General features: G+C 58.3%; 15 protein-coding genes. 14 read left to right on the forward strand and 1 reads right to left on the reverse strand.

Annotation, left to right across the window (positions count from 1 at the left end; all coding sequences use genetic code 11):
* Window positions 1-9: 9 nt before the first annotated feature.
* On the reverse strand, window positions 10-1,269 hold the full coding sequence (locus ACWKXX_RS16330; RefSeq protein ID WP_196064094.1) for a dicarboxylate/amino acid:cation symporter: 1,260 nt from the start codon (window positions 1,267-1,269) through the stop codon (window positions 10-12).
* 427 nt (window positions 1,270-1,696) lie between these two features.
* Between ACWKXX_RS16330 and ACWKXX_RS16335 the strand changes: the two genes are divergently transcribed.
* The 14 genes from ACWKXX_RS16335 (at window position 1,697) to flhE (ending at window position 17,077) form a co-directional block, all read left to right on the forward strand.
* Window positions 1,697-2,269 carry a Csu type fimbrial protein gene (locus ACWKXX_RS16335; protein ID WP_196064093.1) on the forward strand — a complete coding sequence of 191 codons (573 nt, stop codon included), beginning with the start codon at window positions 1,697-1,699 and terminating at the stop codon, window positions 2,267-2,269.
* Window positions 2,270-2,276: 7 nt separating this feature from the next.
* Complete coding sequence (locus tag ACWKXX_RS16340; protein WP_261666171.1) at window positions 2,277-2,825, forward strand: Csu type fimbrial protein; 549 nt, start codon at window positions 2,277-2,279, stop codon at window positions 2,823-2,825.
* 16 nt (window positions 2,826-2,841) lie between these two features.
* Window positions 2,842-3,603, forward strand: a complete 762-nt coding sequence (locus ACWKXX_RS16345; protein WP_032654003.1) for a fimbrial biogenesis chaperone — start codon at window positions 2,842-2,844, stop codon at window positions 3,601-3,603.
* Window positions 3,579-5,963 (forward strand): fimbria/pilus outer membrane usher protein, encoded by a 2,385-nt coding sequence (locus ACWKXX_RS16350; protein WP_023303905.1) that lies wholly within the window; start codon window positions 3,579-3,581, stop codon window positions 5,961-5,963. Before ACWKXX_RS16345 ends, ACWKXX_RS16350 begins: the two co-directional genes overlap by 25 nt.
* Window positions 5,960-6,922 (forward strand): Csu type fimbrial protein, encoded by a 963-nt coding sequence (locus ACWKXX_RS16355; protein WP_261666172.1) that lies wholly within the window; start codon window positions 5,960-5,962, stop codon window positions 6,920-6,922. The genes ACWKXX_RS16350 and ACWKXX_RS16355 overlap by 4 nt, the downstream gene beginning before the upstream one ends.
* An 85-nt stretch (window positions 6,923-7,007) precedes the next feature.
* Window positions 7,008-8,675, forward strand: coding sequence for a methyl-accepting chemotaxis protein II (gene tar / locus ACWKXX_RS16360; RefSeq protein ID WP_017384411.1), 1,668 nt, complete (start codon window positions 7,008-7,010; stop codon window positions 8,673-8,675).
* 44 nt (window positions 8,676-8,719) lie between these two features.
* Entirely contained in the window at window positions 8,720-10,321 is a 1,602-nt protein-coding gene (gene tap, locus ACWKXX_RS16365; protein ID WP_047063155.1) for a methyl-accepting chemotaxis protein IV, read from the forward strand.
* A 19-nt stretch (window positions 10,322-10,340) separates the two neighbouring features.
* Window positions 10,341-11,207, forward strand: coding sequence for a protein-glutamate O-methyltransferase CheR (gene cheR, locus ACWKXX_RS16370; protein ID WP_017384409.1), 867 nt, complete (start codon window positions 10,341-10,343; stop codon window positions 11,205-11,207).
* Window positions 11,204-12,253 (forward strand): protein-glutamate methylesterase/protein-glutamine glutaminase, encoded by a 1,050-nt coding sequence (locus ACWKXX_RS16375; RefSeq protein ID WP_014884341.1) that lies wholly within the window; start codon window positions 11,204-11,206, stop codon window positions 12,251-12,253. The genes cheR and ACWKXX_RS16375 overlap by 4 nt, the downstream gene beginning before the upstream one ends.
* A gap of 17 nt (window positions 12,254-12,270) precedes the next feature.
* Complete coding sequence (gene cheY, locus ACWKXX_RS16380) at window positions 12,271-12,660, forward strand: chemotaxis response regulator CheY (RefSeq protein ID WP_000763862.1); 390 nt, start codon at window positions 12,271-12,273, stop codon at window positions 12,658-12,660.
* 10 nt (window positions 12,661-12,670) lie between these two features.
* Window positions 12,671-13,315: a protein phosphatase CheZ gene (cheZ, locus tag ACWKXX_RS16385; RefSeq protein ID WP_003859718.1), complete on the forward strand. Its 645-nt coding sequence runs from the start codon at window positions 12,671-12,673 to the stop codon at window positions 13,313-13,315.
* Between the two features lie 150 nt (window positions 13,316-13,465).
* On the forward strand, window positions 13,466-14,614 hold the full coding sequence (flhB, locus tag ACWKXX_RS16390; protein ID WP_006811100.1) for a flagellar biosynthesis protein FlhB: 1,149 nt from the start codon (window positions 13,466-13,468) through the stop codon (window positions 14,612-14,614).
* The gene (flhA, locus tag ACWKXX_RS16395; RefSeq protein ID WP_003859723.1) at window positions 14,607-16,685 is read left to right on the forward strand and encodes a flagellar biosynthesis protein FlhA; all 2,079 of its coding nucleotides are present in this window, start codon (window positions 14,607-14,609) and stop codon (window positions 16,683-16,685) included. The genes flhB and flhA overlap by 8 nt, the downstream gene beginning before the upstream one ends.
* The gene (gene flhE, locus ACWKXX_RS16400; RefSeq protein WP_015570272.1) at window positions 16,685-17,077 is read left to right on the forward strand and encodes a flagellar protein FlhE; all 393 of its coding nucleotides are present in this window, start codon (window positions 16,685-16,687) and stop codon (window positions 17,075-17,077) included. Before flhA ends, flhE begins: the two co-directional genes overlap by 1 nt.
* The last annotated feature ends 193 nt before the right edge of the window (window positions 17,078-17,270 follow it).

Below are 17,270 nucleotides of genomic sequence, written 5' to 3' on the forward strand. Positions count from 1 at the left end.
TTTGTAACCTTACGCCTCCTGCTCCACCAGCGCTGATTCCGCTTCCCGCGCCCCTTCATTCTGCGACAGCATCGCCGTCGCAATCCCGTTCCCCAGCACGTTAATGGCCGATCGTCCCATATCCAGGAAATGGTCAATCCCCATCAGCAGCAGGATCCCGGCCACCGGAATGTTAAAGCTCGGAATGGTTGCCGCCAGCACCACCAGCGACGAGCGCGGTACGCCCGCAATGCCCTTCGAGGCCAGCATCAGCGTTAACATCAGCACCGTCACCTCGGTGAAACTCAGGTGAATGTTGTACGCCTGAGCAATAAACATCGAGGCGAATGAGCAGTACACCATAGAGCCGACCAGGTTAAACGAGTAGCCGATCGGCAGGACGAAAGAGGCGATATTACGTGAACAGCCGAAGCGCGCTAACTGCTCCAGCGTTTTCGGGTATGCCGCTTCTGAGCTGCTGGTGGTAAAGGCGACCAGCACCGGATCTTTCAGCATCGCCACCAGACGGAAAATCTCTTTTTTCAGCACCATGTAACCTACCGCCAGCAATACCAGACAGGTCAGAAGGATCGCCACATAGTAACCGCCAATGAACGAGGCATAGTTCAGCAAAATGCCCAGACCCTGAGTGGCAATCACGGACGAAATCGCGGCAAAAATGGCCAGCGGCGCAACGTACATCACGTAGCCCGTCACTTTCAGCATAATGTGGGAGACCACATCCAGCGCCGCCACCAGCGGGGCGTTGAATTTTTGACCTAATGATGCGCCGCCAATGCCGAAGAACATCGAGAAGACCACAATTTGCAGGATCTCATTGTTCGCCATCGCGCCGGCAATGCTGGTTGGAATAGTGTGTGACAGGAAGGCTTTCAGCGACATCCCGCTAACGGCCAGGCCGGTATCAACCGTCTCTGTCGGAATGCTCAGGTTCAGACCGCTGCCGGGTTGTTCAAGGGTAACAATAAACAGCCCCACCAGAATGGAAAGCACGGATGAGCTGATAAACCACACCATCGCTTTACCCCCGACGCGCCCAATCGTCGACGTTTCACCCAGCTTCATAATGCCCACCGTCAGGGTGCTGAATACCAGCGGGGCAATCACCATCTTAATCAGCCGCAGGAAAATATCGGTCAGCAGGGTGATGTTCTCCGACCAGGCCTGTATCGCGTCGGACGAAGCATACTCATGGATTGCCGCACCTGAAAGAATACCCGCCAGCATGAAAATCACGATGAAGAGCGTGAGTTTGTTTGCACTTGCCACAAAAAGATCCTCTATGCGCTAAAAGAGTTTCCTGCGTCGATGCATACAAAATTTTTATTTAAGCGCAGGAAAATATTCGAGGCATAAATTGAAGTAAAGCTGCGTGAGTTACAACTTGTTTTTAATTTTTATGAAATTCGTTGTTTTTATCATGACGATATATTGTGATTCAGATCACAGTACAGGCGATATATCTTCAGCCTAAGCAAGAATAATGCCCGTTTTATTTTGCTAACTCTTTGTAATGTTTGTTAATAGTCTGTTAATTGGAGGGCGGGTGTCTCACCTTCGTTGAAAGTGGTTGAAGCGTGAACCATAAACTAAATTCTCAGTAACCGCGCCGGGGAATGTTTAAGCGGGGCTAACATACTGAACAGTATGAATAAAATAGGGTAAGCGGACCATTATTTCTTCTGGAGGGTGGTAAATGAAAAGAACACTTCTTTTTATCTGCTCGGGTACACTGCTGACGGCGGCGACTGTCGGTCAGGCGCTGGCAGTCACCAGTAGCGGTACTATCGGGGCGACGCTGACGCTGACGAACGGTTGTTTGATCAACGGCTCGCCAACGCAAAACGGCATTAACTTCGGGACACTCGATTTCGGGACCCATCCTGCGACATTCTCCACCCTGACAACCCAGTTAACCGGGGCCAGCGGCGGAAACACCTTTACCATTCAATGTACCACTGCCAGTTACACGGTGGCGATCACCGGCAACACCAACGCGACCGCACCCGGAACCGTTGTCGGCACCCCCGGCACACCCGCCCGCTATCTGGTGAACACCGCCAATGCGGCACAGGGCGTGGCATACAGCCTCTATAGCGACAGCGGGTACAACAACGTGATCGCTAACAACGCCGCGTTGCCCGTAGCTTCCACAGCGGGCGGGGTGAACAGCTATACCCTCTACGGGCGCATAACGGGCGGCGGCAATAGCGTAACGGTTGTACCGGGAACCTATACCGACACGATTAACGTCAGCGTCACCTACTGATTCAGCCATGAAGGCATTGTGTTTATGTCTGCGCGAAAGCGCAGAGGGCGTCGTGCACCCTTTTTTGGCTCTGATCGTCGCGCTGATGATGATCTGCGACGCCGGGGCGGTGACCTCCCAGTCCTTCAGGGTGAGCGCGACGGTAGTACCAGGGTGCTCAGTGAGTACCGGCACGGGCGGGCGCTTTGGGACGCTGGATTTTGGAACCCGCAATGGCGTGGACAACACGCCGGTCAGCACCAGCTTTGTCGCCGACGGCGCGTTGTCCATCGCCTGCACGCCGGGCGTGGCGCTGAGCATGAGCATTGACGGCGGCCAGAATTACAGCTCGGTGCGACGGATGACGCGTTCAGGCGGGACCGAAGTTGTCGGGTACCGGCTTTACAGCAGCAGCTCTCTGGCGGCGAACAGTGAAATTGGGGTTAACCGGGCCATACCAATTACCTATACCAACAGCAATAACATCGCGCTGCCTCTTTTTGGCGTCGCGCTCCTGACGGGGTTTAGCCTGCCGGGAACATATTCAGATCAACTCACCGTGACCTTGTCATGGTAGGAAAGGGAGAACATCGATGAAGCCATTTTTCAGGCGATCAGGCCTGGTGGGTCTGTTGGGGGCAACGGCTCTGGCAGCGGGCCAGGCGCAGGCAGCGGCAACCATTCTTTTGTGGCCCATCGATCCGTGGCTTTCGGCAGAGGCCAGAGCAACTGAATTGTGGATCCAGAATCAGGGCAACAGCGCCACGACAATGCAGGTGCGTATTGTGCGCTGGAAGCAGGAGGGCGGATATGAGCGTTACACCGCCCAGCAGGATGTGGTTGCCAGCCCGCCGATCGTGACCATCGCCAAAGGCAGTAAACAGCTTATTCGCCTGATCAAGCAGGGGACGATCCCGTCGGGGGTTGAGCAGGCCTACCGCATTATTGTGGATGAAATTCCCCAGCCGGATGCCAAAGCGGAACCGTCCATGGGTCTCAAACTGCAAATGCGCTATTCGATTCCCTTATTTGTTTATGGGCAGGGGATCCCCACCCTCAACGAAGGGGCGCACCACGCGCTGGCGAATACTCAACAGCTGAGCTGGCGGGTCGTTCAGGAGGGGGGGAAACCCGCGTTTCAGGTCCGTAATCAGGGGGATGTTCACGTCCGGCTCAGCCAGGTTGCGGTTGAGCAGGGCGGGCAAAAACGCACGGTTGCCGAGGGGCTGCTGGGTTATGTGCTGCCAGGCAGCACCCGAAGCTGGCCGCTTCCGGCAGGGATTTATCAGCCGAACCGGATGAGCGCGCAAATTAATGCCAGGGATACGCAATGGCAATCGACGCCCGTCAACTGAAACCGGCGATGATGATCCTGCTTTGCGTCAGTACCAGCGCCTTTGCCGAAACCGGCGACGACAGTTTACCGCCGCCGCCGGATGCACGGACGATGAACGGCGAAGCAGTATTCCAGCTCGCCCTGGTGCTGAACCACTATGACACGGGTCTGGTGGTGCCGGTGACGCAGCGTGAGGGCGCCTGGTTTATTTCGGGCGCGGATTTGCTCCGCGCCGGGCTGCCGCCCGCGCATGTGCCAGCCGGAGAGGTGAATCTCTCGACGCTTACGTCGGTACGCGCAGAGTACGACAGCACGGCCCAGCGCCTGTTGCTGACGGTCCCCCGGGACTGGGTTGCCGCGCGGATCACGCCTTTCAGTGAGCAGAGCACGCAAAGCAAACCGCACTATGGCCGCGGCGCGCTGCTCAATTACGACGTTTATACCAATCATTCCGAACACACGGGCGGCCAGGCGTCGGTCTGGCACGAGTTCCGTTATTTCAATGAGGATTATTCATTTTCATCGACGGGCTACGCCCGGCAGAATTTCACCGGTAACAGCGGACAGCAGGAAGGGTATGTGCGTTATGACTCTACGTTACTGATCACCAACGAAGAGGATGCCACCACCTGGTCCGCCGGGGACGTCATCAGCGATGCGCTGAGCTGGAGCACCAGCGTGCGCATGGGCGGGATCAGCTACGGGCGCGACTTCTCCCTGCGTCCGGATCTGGTGACCTGGCCACTGCCCGCGTTTTCCGGCGAGGCGGCCGTCCCGACCTCGGTCGATCTCTTTATTAATGGCTACCGTTCCGGCTCCACCCGCCTTCAGCCGGGGCCGTTTACCCTCACCAATCTGCCGTATATCAACGGTGCCGGGGATGCGGTACTGGTTACCACGGATGCGCTGGGACGTCAGGTGAGTACCACGCTGCCGTTTTATGTCAGCAGCGATCTGCTTAAGCAGGGGTTAAGCGACGGCGCCGTGACGCTGGGCAGCCTGCGGCGTAACTACGGTATTGAGAATTTTGACTATGGCCCGGCGGCGGGCAGCGGATCGTACCGCTACGGGGTGACCGACTGGCTGACGCTGGAGGGGCATGCGGAAGGGGCGGAGTCGCTGGCGCTCGGCGGTGCGGGCACGGTGCTGAAGCTCGGGCGTTTTGGCGTGGTCAATACCTCGTGGACCCAAAGCCGCATGCGCGGCGATAGCGGCGGCCAGATAAACTGGGGCTATCAGTACAACACCAGCGAGTTTAGCGTAGCGACCCAGCATACCCGACGCGACCGTGGCTTCGGCAATCTCGCCCTGTACGATCAGCCCACCGTTTATGATGAAAATGATAACCCCGTTGCCAGCCTGAGCCGCAATACCGACCAGTATTCCTTAACCTTTAACCTCGGCGGATACGGCAATATCGGCGCGGCGTGGATCGGCGTTGAGAGTTTTGACAGCCAGAAAACTGAACTGCTCAACCTCTCCTGGAGCCGTAATCTGTGGGGCTCAAGCAGTATTTATCTGGCTGCCAGCCGTGACCAGCAGCGAGGCGACTGGACGGTTGCGCTGTCGTTGCAGGTTCCCCTCGGCGAACGTGACAGCGCCGCCGTCACCTTTGAAAACACCCCTGACGCAGGCAGCACTCAACGCATTAACTACAACCACTCGATGCCTTCAGACGGCGGCTTTAGCTGGAACATGGCCTGGGCCAACCAGTCGCGGTCGAGTAACTATCAGCAGGCCACGCTCGGCTGGCGGAATAACAACGTGGAGCTACAGGGCGGCGGCTACGGTGAGAAGGGCATGATGACCTGGTGGGGCGAGGCGATGGGCTCTGTCGTGCTGATGGACGGTGAGCTGTTTGCGGCGAACAAAATCAACGATGCGTTTGTGGTGATCAGCACCGACGGTCATCCGGATGTTCCCGTCAGCTACGAAAACCAGCCGGTCGGAAAAACCAATAACAAAGGCTATCTGCTGGTGAGCGGCGTTTCCGCCTATTACCCGGCAAGTTACCGCATTGATACCCTGAACTTACCTGCGGATACCCGGCTGAAAGAGACCGAGCGTCGGGTGGCGATTCGTCGGCATAACGGTTATCTGGTGGATTTCCCGATGGAGCAGGAGCGGGTTGCCAGCGTGATCCTGCACGATGCGCAGGGCAATGCGATCCCGGTAGGAAGCCAGGTCAGACGCGCGTCCCGCAGCAGCGCGGTTGTCGGCTACGACGGCCTCGCCTGGCTGGAAAACCTCAACGACGTGAATCCGCTCGAGGTCATCACCCCGGAGGGTAAACGCTGTACGGCAACGCTGACCGTTGGCGCAAACCCTGAACATAAGCTGCAAACCTACGGTCCGCTGACCTGTCGGGAGGCGCCGTGAGACGCCTGTTAATCGCGCTCCTGCTGCTGTGCTCCGGCGGCAGCTGGGCGGCCTGTACCGTCAGTACGGTGAATGCCTCGTTTGGCAGCGTCACCTCGTTCGCACTCAGCGGTACCGGGGAAGTGGAAACGACGGGCACGCTGGTGGTGACCTGCGATACCGTTCTCAACCTGTTAACTAACGACTCGGTGACGCTGAATAACACCTCGGCATCCGTCTTCGCGAATAGCCGGGCGACCATGAAGCGTACGGACAACGCGGCTATTACCGATGTCATCCCTGTGCGCCTGTGCGGGGCGTCCGGCTGCGGCGGAAACAGTGAAGTACAAATCAGCAAAGCCTATACCTGGAGCGGAAACACGCTGCTCGGGCTGCTGGGTTCAAGGCGCTACAACATTCCCCTCTATTTCCGGACCGTAATGGGGCAGAACGTCACCGCCGGGCCGTATCAGGTGTTGTTAACGTTCAGCATTAACTACAACGTGTGCGCCGTTGGCGCGGTCGGAGCGTGCCTGACCCCGCAAACCGGCACGGCAACCACCTCGATCCTCCTCAACATGACCGTCACCAACGATTGCAGCACCATGACCACGCCGGACGTGAATTTTAACAGCGCGCCGCTGGTGCAAAATTTTCCCACCGTTTCACAGTCGGTTGCCGTCACCTGCACCAAAGGCAGCACCTACACCATAGGCATTAATAATGGGGCAAATGCCCTGAACAACGTGCGTCGTATGGTCAGCGGCAGCAACTTCATGAGTTACGACATCTACAAAGAGGCGACCAGCAACCGCTGGGGTAGCAGCGGCAGCGAGCGCTGGGCCAGCGCCAGCTCATCGCAGGTCAGTACGGACGGGCTTTTACGTACCTACAACTACACCGCCAAAGTTCTGACCAGCCAGGCCACGCCGCCTGCCGGAACCTATACCGACACGCTGATTGTCGACGTCGCATTCTGACTCCCGCGCTTTTCCCTTTCGCAAATGTAAAGTTCCTGTGGCCTGTGCCGATAACACCGTTAATAAATCTATGAGAAGGTGTTGTATGTTGAACCGTATCCGCGTTGTCACAATGCTTATGATGGTGCTGGTCATTTTCGCACTTCTTCAGCTTACTTCTGGCGGCCTCTTTTTCTCGTCGTTAAAACAGAACCAGGACAGCTTCGCGGCCTCGAACGATTTGCGAATGCAGCAAAGCGAACTGACCACGACCTGGGATCTGATGTTGCAGACGCGTATCAACCTGAGCCGCTCGTCTGCCCGCATGATGATGGACCCAAATAACCAGCAGAGCAGCGCAAAAACGGAACTGCTGAAGAATGCGCGCGCCACGCTGGCAGACGCGGCGAAACATTACGACGCCTTCAAAAAAATCGCCCCTCAGCCGGCAATGGCGCAGGCGAGCGCGAACATAGATGAAAAATATCAGGCCTACTTCGCCGGCCTCACGGAGCTGGTGCAGTTCCTGGAGAAGGGCAATATGGACGCCTATTTCGCGCAGCCGACCCAGGGAATGCAGAACGCCCTCGGCGCGGCGCTCGGTGAGTACGCTAAAGCCAGCGGCGAGCTTTATCACTCCGCGTTCACGCAAAGCCAGAACGACTACCGTTTCGCGAAATGGCAGATGGCGGTTCTCGCCCTCGCGCTGGTCATCGTGCTGGTGGCCGTGTGGTACGGCATTCGTCATATCCTGCTTAACCCGCTTGGCCGCGTCATTGCCCATATCCGTGATATTGGCCGGGGCGATCTCACGAAAACGCTGACCGTTTCTGGCCGCAATGAGATCACCGAGCTGGCAACCAGCGTCGACCATATGCAGCGTTCGCTGATTGATACCGTCGCCAACGTGCGCGAGGGGGCGGATGCCATCTATACCGGCACGAGTGAAATCGCGATGGGCAACAACGATCTCTCGTCCCGTACCGAACAGCAGGCATCCGCACTGGAAGAGACGGCGGCCAGCATGGAGCAGCTCACCGCGACCGTGAAGCAGAATGCCGACAATGCCCGCCAGGCGTCGCAGCTTGCAGAAAGCGCGTCCGACACCGCCCAGCGCGGCGGTCGGGTGGTCGACGGCGTGGTGAAAACCATGCATGACATTGCCGACAGCTCGAAGAAAATCGCCGACATCATCAGCGTAATCGACGGTATCGCCTTCCAGACCAACATCCTGGCGCTCAACGCGGCCGTTGAAGCGGCGCGTGCGGGCGAGCAGGGGCGCGGGTTTGCCGTGGTCGCCGGCGAAGTGCGTAACCTCGCCAGCCGCAGCGCCAATGCGGCGAAGGAGATCAAAGCCCTGATTGAAGACTCTGTTTCACGCGTGGATACCGGCTCGGTGTTGGTGGAAAGTGCGGGTGAAACCATGAATGACATCGTGAATGCCGTGACGCGCGTGACGGACATCATGGGTGAAATCGCCTCTGCATCGGATGAGCAGAGTCGTGGTATTGACCAGGTCGCCCTGGCGGTATCGGAAATGGATCGTGTGACACAGCAAAACGCCGCCCTGGTGCAGGAGTCCGCTGCCGCGGCCGCTGCGCTGGAGGACCAGGCGAGCCGCCTGAAAATGGCCGTCTCGGCGTTCCGTCTTACTTCAAAAACGACAAATACGGTCAGCTCGCGGTCGGCGTACAGCGAAGCAACCCCGGCGCCCGTGACAACACGTACGCGCGCAGCGGTGACCGGACAAGATGAAAACTGGGAAACATTTTGACTGACAATTAAACCGCGGCTGCTTGCCGCTTGATGGGAGCGTGGATGTTAAATCGTATTCGTATCTCGACCACACTGTTTTTGATTCTGATCCTGTGTGGGGTTTTGCAGGTTGGCAGTAACGGGTTGTCTTTCTGGGCGTTTCGCGATGGTTATCAGAATTTGCAGGAAGTTGAGACGAGTAATCAGCAGCGCTCCGCACTGGCACAAACGCGTGCCGTGCTGTTGCAGGCAAGCACTGCGCTGAACAAAGCAGGGACGTTAACCGCGCTGAGCTATCCGCCGGAGGATATTAAGACGCTGATGGTCGTGGCCCGCAGCAGCCTGAAGCAGGCCGACGCGCAGTTTAAGGCCTTTACGGCGCAGGAGGCGGTCAGTGAGAAAGAGAAAGCGCTGAAAGTCGCCATGAAAAAGACCTTTGATGTGTGGTACGGCGATCTCGACCATCAGGCGACGTGGCTGGAGAACAACCAGCTTTCTGACTTCCTGACCGCGCCGGTGCAGGCGTCTCAGGCGGCGTTCGACGGTAGCTTTAACGCCTGGCAGCAGGATATTAACCAGTTTGTGGCGCGTGCCGGTGCGGACAGCCGTACCAGCTACCGCATGTCAGGGGCGATTTTCCTGACCATGGTGATCCTGGCCGCCCTGCTGACCGGCGGCTCGCTGTGGTGGTCGCGCAAAATGATCGTCCAGCCGCTGGCCATCGTCAGCAGCCACTTCGACAGTATGGCGAAGGGCGATCTGGCGCGTCCGGTGGCCGTGTATGGCAGGAATGAAATATCAGCGATTTTCGCCAGCCTGAAGGCGATGCAGGGGTCGCTGCGGGAAACGGTAAGCAACGTTCGCCAGGGCAGTTACGCCATGCATACCGGGATCTCCGAGATTGCGGCAGGCAATAACGATCTCTCATCCCGCACCGAACAGCAGGCGGCATCGCTGGCGCAGACGGCGGCCAGCATGGAGCAGCTGACCGCGACGGTAAGCCAGAACGCCGATAACGCGCGTCAGGCGTCCGACTTGTCAAAACAGGCGGCGATGACGGCGAAACGTGGGGGCGATCAGGCCTCTCACGTCGCCAGCACGATGCAGGAGATTGCCGCCAGCTCGCAGAAAATTGGCGACATTATCAGCGTCATCGACGGTATCGCGTTCCAGACCAATATTCTGGCGCTGAACGCGGCCGTTGAAGCGGCGCGTGCCGGGGAGCAGGGGCGCGGGTTCGCGGTGGTTGCCGGTGAAGTCCGAAACCTTGCCAGCCGCAGCGCCAATGCGGCGAAAGAGATCAAAGGGCTGATAGAAGAGTCGGTCTCCCGCGTTCAGCAGGGCTCCGCGCTGGTGGATACCGCCGCGCAGACCATGCACGAGATTGTCACCTCCGTGACGCGGGTTAACGACATTATGGGCGAGATTGCCTCGGCGTCTGATGAACAACGCCGTGGTATTGAGCAGGTGGCGCAGGCCGTTACACAGATGGATCAGGTTACGCAGCAGAACGCCTCACTGGTGGAAGAGGCGGCGGCGGCTACCGATCAGCTGGCAAACCAGGCGGATCACCTTACCGGGTTGGTCGCCGTATTTAATGTGAAAGAGCACGTTGAAGCAGTAACAGAAGTCGGACGGTCACAGGCCGTGCCCGTTGTATCCTGAATGTGATTAAGAAGGCGCTATGACATCACCCATGCCCTCAGGGCAAACGTCATTATTGTTGCAGATGACACAGCGCCTCGCGCTGTCCGACGCGCATTTTCGTCGGATATGTCAGTTAATCTACCAGCGTGCGGGGATCGTGCTTGCGGACCATAAGCGAGACATGGTCTACAACCGGCTGGTGCGGCGCTTGCGTACGCTGGGGCTGGATGATTTTGGCCGCTATCTGAGCATGCTCGAAGCGAACCAGAACAGCGCCGAATGGCAGGCATTTATCAACTCATTAACCACCAACCTGACCGCGTTTTTCCGCGAGGCGCATCACTTCCCGGTGCTGGCGGAACACGCCCGTCGCCGTAGCGGAGAGTATCGCGTCTGGAGCGCGGCGGCCTCTACCGGGGAAGAGCCGTACTCGCTGGCCATCACCCTGGCGGACACCCTGGGCATGGCGCCGGGCCGCTGGAAAGTGTACGCCAGCGACATCGATACCGAAGTGCTGGAAAAAGCCCGTAACGGCGTTTATCGCCAGGATGAGCTTAAAACGCTGTCTCCTCAGCAGCTACAGCGTTACTTCATGCGCGGTACCGGCCCGCATGAAGGACTGGTGCGCGTACGCCAGGAGCTGGCGAACTGCGTGGAATTTGCTCCCGTTAATTTACTGGATAAGCAGTACAACGTGCCGGGGCCATTCGACGCCATTTTTTGCCGTAACGTGATGATCTATTTTGATAAAACGACGCAACAGGACATCCTGCGTCGCTTTGTTCCGTTGCTCAAGCCTGACGGTTTACTGTTTGCCGGGCACTCGGAAAACTTCAGCAACCTCGTGCGTGAGTTTAGCCTGCGTGGGCAAACGGTATATGCGCTGAGTAAGGAAAAAGCATGAGTAAAATCAGGGTATTGTCTGTCGATGATTCGGCGCTGATGCGTCAGATCATGACCGAAATCATCAATAGCCACAGCGATATGGAGATGGTGGCGACAGCGCCCGATCCGCTGGTCGCGCGGGATTTAATCAAAAAATATAACCCCGACGTGCTGACGCTGGATGTTGAAATGCCGCGCATGGATGGCATCGATTTCCTGGAAAAATTAATGCGCCTGCGCCCGATGCCGGTGGTGATGGTGTCATCTCTGACCGGTAAAGGTTCAGAAATCACCCTGCGCGCGCTGGAGCTGGGGGCGGTGGATTTTGTCACCAAGCCGCAGCTCGGCATTCGCGAGGGGATGCTGGCGTACAGCGAGATGATCGCCGAGAAAATCCGTACCGCGTCGCGCGCAAAACTCGCGGCCCACAAGCCGATGGCAGCTCCGGCAACCCTGAAGGCAGGGCCGTTACTCAGCTCGGAAAAGTTGCTGGTCATTGGGGCGTCAACCGGAGGAACAGAGGCAATTCGCCATGTACTCCAGCCATTGCCGCTCTCAAGCCCGGGTATTCTGATTACGCAACATATGCCGCCAGGGTTTACCCGTTCGTTCGCGGAGCGCCTGAATAAGCTGTGTCAGATCAGCGTGAAAGAGGCGGAAGACGGCGAGCGCGTGCTGCCGGGTCACGCCTATATCGCCCCGGGTGACAAGCACATGGAGCTGGCGCGCAGCGGGGCGAACTATCAAATCAAAATTCATGACGGGCCGCCGGTTAACCGGCACCGTCCGTCGGTGGATGTGCTGTTTCATTCGGTGGCGAAACATGCGGGGCGCAACGCCGTTGGGGTGATCCTGACGGGAATGGGCAACGACGGCGCCGCCGGAATGCTTGCGATGCACCAGGCTGGCGCCTGGACGATTGCGCAGAATGAAGCAAGTTGTGTGGTGTTCGGCATGCCGCGCGAGGCCATCAATATGGGTGGCGTAAGCGAAGTGGTCGATCTTAGCCAGGTAAGCCAGCAGATGCTGGCGAAAATCAGTGCCGGACAGGCAATACGTATTTGACTCAGGAGTATTATTTTATGGCGGATAAAGAGCTTAAGTTTTTGGTTGTGGATGACTTTTCCACCATGCGTCGCATTGTGCGCAACCTGCTGAAAGAGCTGGGCTTCAACAATGTTGAAGAAGCAGAAGACGGGGTGGATGCGCTGAACAAACTCCAGGCTGGCGGGTTTGGTTTTGTGATTTCCGACTGGAACATGCCGAACATGGACGGTCTCGAACTGCTGAAAACCATCCGCGCGGATGCAGGCATGGCCTCTCTGCCGGTGCTGATGGTGACCGCAGAAGCGAAGAAAGAGAACATTATTGCCGCTGCACAGGCGGGCGCAAGCGGCTACGTGGTGAAGCCATTCACCGCGGCGACTCTGGAAGAGAAGCTCGGGAAGATCTTCGAGAAACTCGGCATGTGAGGTGATGGATATGTTGCAACCTGCTATGAAACCCGTTGAAGAACATTCGCCGAGCGACATTATTGCCCGCATTGGTAGCCTGACCCGCATGCTGCGCGACAGCCTGCGTGAGCTGGGGCTGGACCAGGCTATCGCCGAAGCGGCGGAAGCCATCCCTGACGCGCGCGACCGTCTGGACTACGTCGTACAGATGACCGCGCAGGCGGCCGAGCGTGCGCTGAACAGCGTTGAAGCCTCGCAGCCGCACCAGGATGCGATGGAGAAGGGGGCGAAAGCGCTGAGCAAACGCTGGGATGAGTGGTTTGAGAACCCTATTGAGCTGGCGGATGCCCGCGAACTGGTAACGGATACCCGTCAGTACCTGGGTGACGTGCCGGGGCACACCAGCTTCACCAATGCCCAACTGCTGGACATCATGATGGCACAGGATTTCCAGGACCTCACCGGCCAGGTGATCAAGCGCATGATGGATGTGATTCAGGAGATTGAACGTCAGCTGCTGATGGTGCTGCTGGAGAACATACCGGAACCGGCTGCCCGTCCGAAACGCGAGAACGAAAGCCTGCTCAATGGTCCACAGCTTGACACCAGCAAAGCGGGCGTGGTGGCAAGCCAGGATCAGGTGGACGATCTGCTGGACAGTCTTGGTTTCTGATTGCGCGTTCTGCCTCAGGTCGTTAACGCGGCCTGAGGCAGCTCAGAATAAAAACAGCGAAAAGAGCCCGAATAAACGGGCTTTTCCCGCCATTGGATTTTCTCTGCGCTGGCATGATACCCGTGAATTAATGGGCTGCGAGCAGGCACAGTGGCAGAAGAGAACGACGACAAAACAGAAGCCCCCACACCCCACCGACTTGAAAAAGCCCGTGAGGATGGGCAGATCCCCCGATCCCGAGAGCTGACATCCCTGCTGATCCTGGTGGTGGGCGTCTGCATAATCTGGTGGGGCGGGGAGATGCTCGCCCGCAGACTGGCGGGAATGCTCTCGGCTGGCTTACGTTTTGATCACAGCATGGTCAATGACCCCAATCTGATCCTCATTCAGATCATCAACCTTGTGAAAAGCGCGATGATCGCCTTGCTGCCGCTGATCGCGGGCGTGGTCATCGTGGCCCTTGTTTCGCCGGTCATGCTCGGTGGCCTGGTGTTTAGCGGTAAATCGCTGCAACCGAAATTTTCCAAGCTCAATCCGTTCCCCGGCATTGCGAAAATGTTTTCCGCGCAAACCGGGGCAGAGCTTCTTAAAGCGATCCTGAAATCGCTTCTTATGGGCAGTACCGCCGGGTTTTTTCTGTGGCACCACTGGCCGGAGATGATGCGCCTGATCAGCGAATCCCCGATGACGGCGATGAAAAATGCCCTGAACCTGGTCGGGTTATGCTCGCTGCTGGTGGTACTCAGCATTATTCCGATGGTGGCGTTCGACGTTATCTTCCAGATCTATTCCCATATCAAAAAGCTGCGAATGTCGCGTCAGGACATCCGCGATGAATATAAGCAGATGGAAGGCGACCCGCACGTTAAGGGCCGTATCCGCCAGATGCAGCGCGCCGCCGCGCGTCGGCGCATGATGGAAGATGTGCCGAAAGCCGACGTCATCGTCACCAACCCGACTCACTACTCCGTGGCGCTTCAGTACGACGAAAACAAAATGAGCGCGCCGAAAGTGGTGGCGAAAGGGGCCGGGCTGATTGCGCTGCGCATTCGTGAAATCGCCACGGAAAACCGTGTGCCGATCCTGGAAGCACCGCCGCTGGCTCGCGCGCTGTATCGCCACGCGGAAATTGGACAACAAATCCCGGGCCAGCTCTACGCCGCTGTCGCAGAGGTGCTGGCCTGGGTGTGGCAACTGAAACGCTGGCGTTTAGCGGGCGGTCAACGACCTGTAAAACCTGAGAACCTGCCGGTGCCTGAAGCACTGGATTTTTTGAACGAGAAGGACACTGATGGCTAATCTGGTGGCAATGTTGCGCCTGCCCGGCAACCTGAAATCGACGCAATGGCAGATCCTTGCCGGACCGATTCTGATCCTGCTAATTCTGTCGATGATGGTGCTGCCGTTACCGGCATTTATCCTCGACCTGCTTTTCACCTTCAACATTGCGTTGTCCATCATGGTGTTGCTGGTGGCGATGTTCACCCAGCGCACGCTGGAGTTCGCCGCGTTTCCAACGATCCTGCTGTTCACCACGCTGCTGCGCCTGGCGCTGAACGTTGCCTCCACGCGTATCATCCTGATGGAAGGGCACACCGGCGCGGCGGCGGCGGGCAAGGTGGTCGAAGCCTTCGGTCACTTCCTGGTGGGCGGCAACTTCGCCATCGGTATCGTGGTGTTCGTCATTCTGGTGATTATCAACTTCATGGTTATCACTAAAGGGGCGGGGCGTATCGCTGAAGTGGGCGCGCGCTTCGTGCTCGACGGGATGCCGGGCAAGCAGATGGCCATCGACGCCGACCTGAATGCCGGGCTGATCGCGGAAGATGAAGCGAAAAAACGCCGTGCCGAAGTGACCCAGGAGGCAGATTTCTATGGCTCCATGGACGGTGCGAGTAAGTTTGTGCGCGGTGACGCCATCGCGGGCATTCTGATCATGGTGATTAACGTCGTCGGCGGCCTGCTCGTCGGCGTGCTGCAACACGGCATGGACATGGGCCACGCGGCGGAAAGCTATACGCTGCTGACCATTGGTGACGGTCTGGTGGCGCAGATCCCGGCGCTGGTGATCTCCACCGCGGCGGGCGTGATTGTGACTCGCGTCAGCACCGATCAGGACGTGGGCGAGCAGATGGTGGGGCAGTTGTTCAGCAACCCGCGCGTTATGCTGCTCTCCGCGGCGGTGCTGGGCCTGCTCGGTATGGTGCCAGGCATGCCAAACCTGGTATTCCTGCTGTTCACCGCTGCGCTGCTGGGGCTTGCCTGGTGGATGCGTGGCCGTGAAACGCAGCCTAAAGCAGAGCCAGCGCCGGTCAAAATGCCTGAGAACACCCAGGCGGTGGAGGCCACCTGGAACGACGTACAGCTCGAAGATTCGCTGGGGATGGAAGTGGGGTACCGCCTGATCCCGATGGTGGATTTCCAGCAGGATGGTGAGCTGCTTGGCCGTATCCGCAGCATTCGTAAAAAATTCGCCCAGGATATGGGCTTCCTGCCGCCGGTGGTCCACATCCGGGACAATATGGATCTCCCGCCCGCGCGCTACCGCATCCTGATGAAAGGGGTGGAAATCGGCAGCGGTGATGCGTACCCCGGCCGCTGGCTGGCGATTAACCCGGGCACCGCCGCAGGCACGTTGCCGGGTGAGCAGACGACCGACCCGGCCTTTGGTCTGGCGGCAATCTGGATTGAGAGCGCCCTGAAAGAGCAGGCCCAGATTCAGGGTTACACGGTCGTTGAGGCCAGTACCGTGGTGGCGACGCACCTCAACCACCTGATTGGCCAGTTCTCCGCGGAACTGTTTGGACGTCAGGAGGCGCAGCAGCTGCTCGACCGCGTAACGCAGGAGATGCCGAAGCTGACCGAAGATTTGGTGCCGGGCGTACTGACCTTAACCACCCTGCACAAAGTGCTGCAAAATCTGCTCGATGAGAAGGTGCCCATTCGCGATATGCGTACCATCCTTGAGACGCTGGCCGAACATGCGCCGCTGCAAAGCGATCCGCACGAACTGACGGCGGTGGTGCGCGTGGCGCTCGGACGCGCCATTACCCAGCAATGGTTCCCGGGAACCGGCGAAGTGCAGGTCATTGGCCTGGACACGCCGCTGGAACGTCTGCTGCTTCAGGCGTTGCAGGGCGGTGGCGGGCTGGAGCCGGGTCTGGCGGACAGATTACTGGCGCAAACCCAGGAGGCGCTGGCGCGTCAGGAGATGCTGGGCGCGCCGCCGGTGCTGCTGGTGAATCACGCGCTGCGTCCGTTGCTGTCGCGCTTCCTGCGCCGGAGCCTGAACCAGCTGGTAGTGCTGTCGAATATGGAGCTGTCCGATAACCGCAATATTCGCATGACGGCGACCATAGGAGGGAAATAATGCGTAAGTGGCTGTGGATCTTACTTTTCCCGCTGGCGGCGCAGGCCGCAGGCGAGGGGGCATGGCAGGCCAGCAGTATCGGCTTAACGCTCAACCATCGGGGTGAGTCGATCTCCTCCCGTCCGCTGTCCGCCTCTGAGCCCGTGTCCGGGCAGATGACGCTGGTGGCCTGGAATTACACCCTGACGGGACCCACACCGGCCGGGTTGCAGGTGCGGCTGTGCTCGCTGACCCGCTGCGCGGAAATCGAGGGTCAACGTGGCACTACCCAGGCCTTCAACGGGGTGTCTGCTCAGGAGCCTTTACGCTTTATCTGGGAAGTGCCAGGCGGTGGACGTCTCATCCCGGCGCTGAAGGTTCAGCGCAACGAGGTGCTCGTCAACTACCGCTAACTGCCCGCCTTTTCGCCAGTCTCCAGGCATTTCTGAAGGCTGGCTCGCAAAAATGACCTTCCCTTTTGATACAAAAGAAACGCTGTTTTATAAATCAGTGACACGCGTATTGACACTCTTTGCGTTTTTGCCATTCACCACTTTGTGATGGCAGAAACAGAAAGGTATCAACAGGTCGATACTTTTACTGTAG

The organism is Enterobacter sp. UPMP2061 (assembly GCF_053709615.1).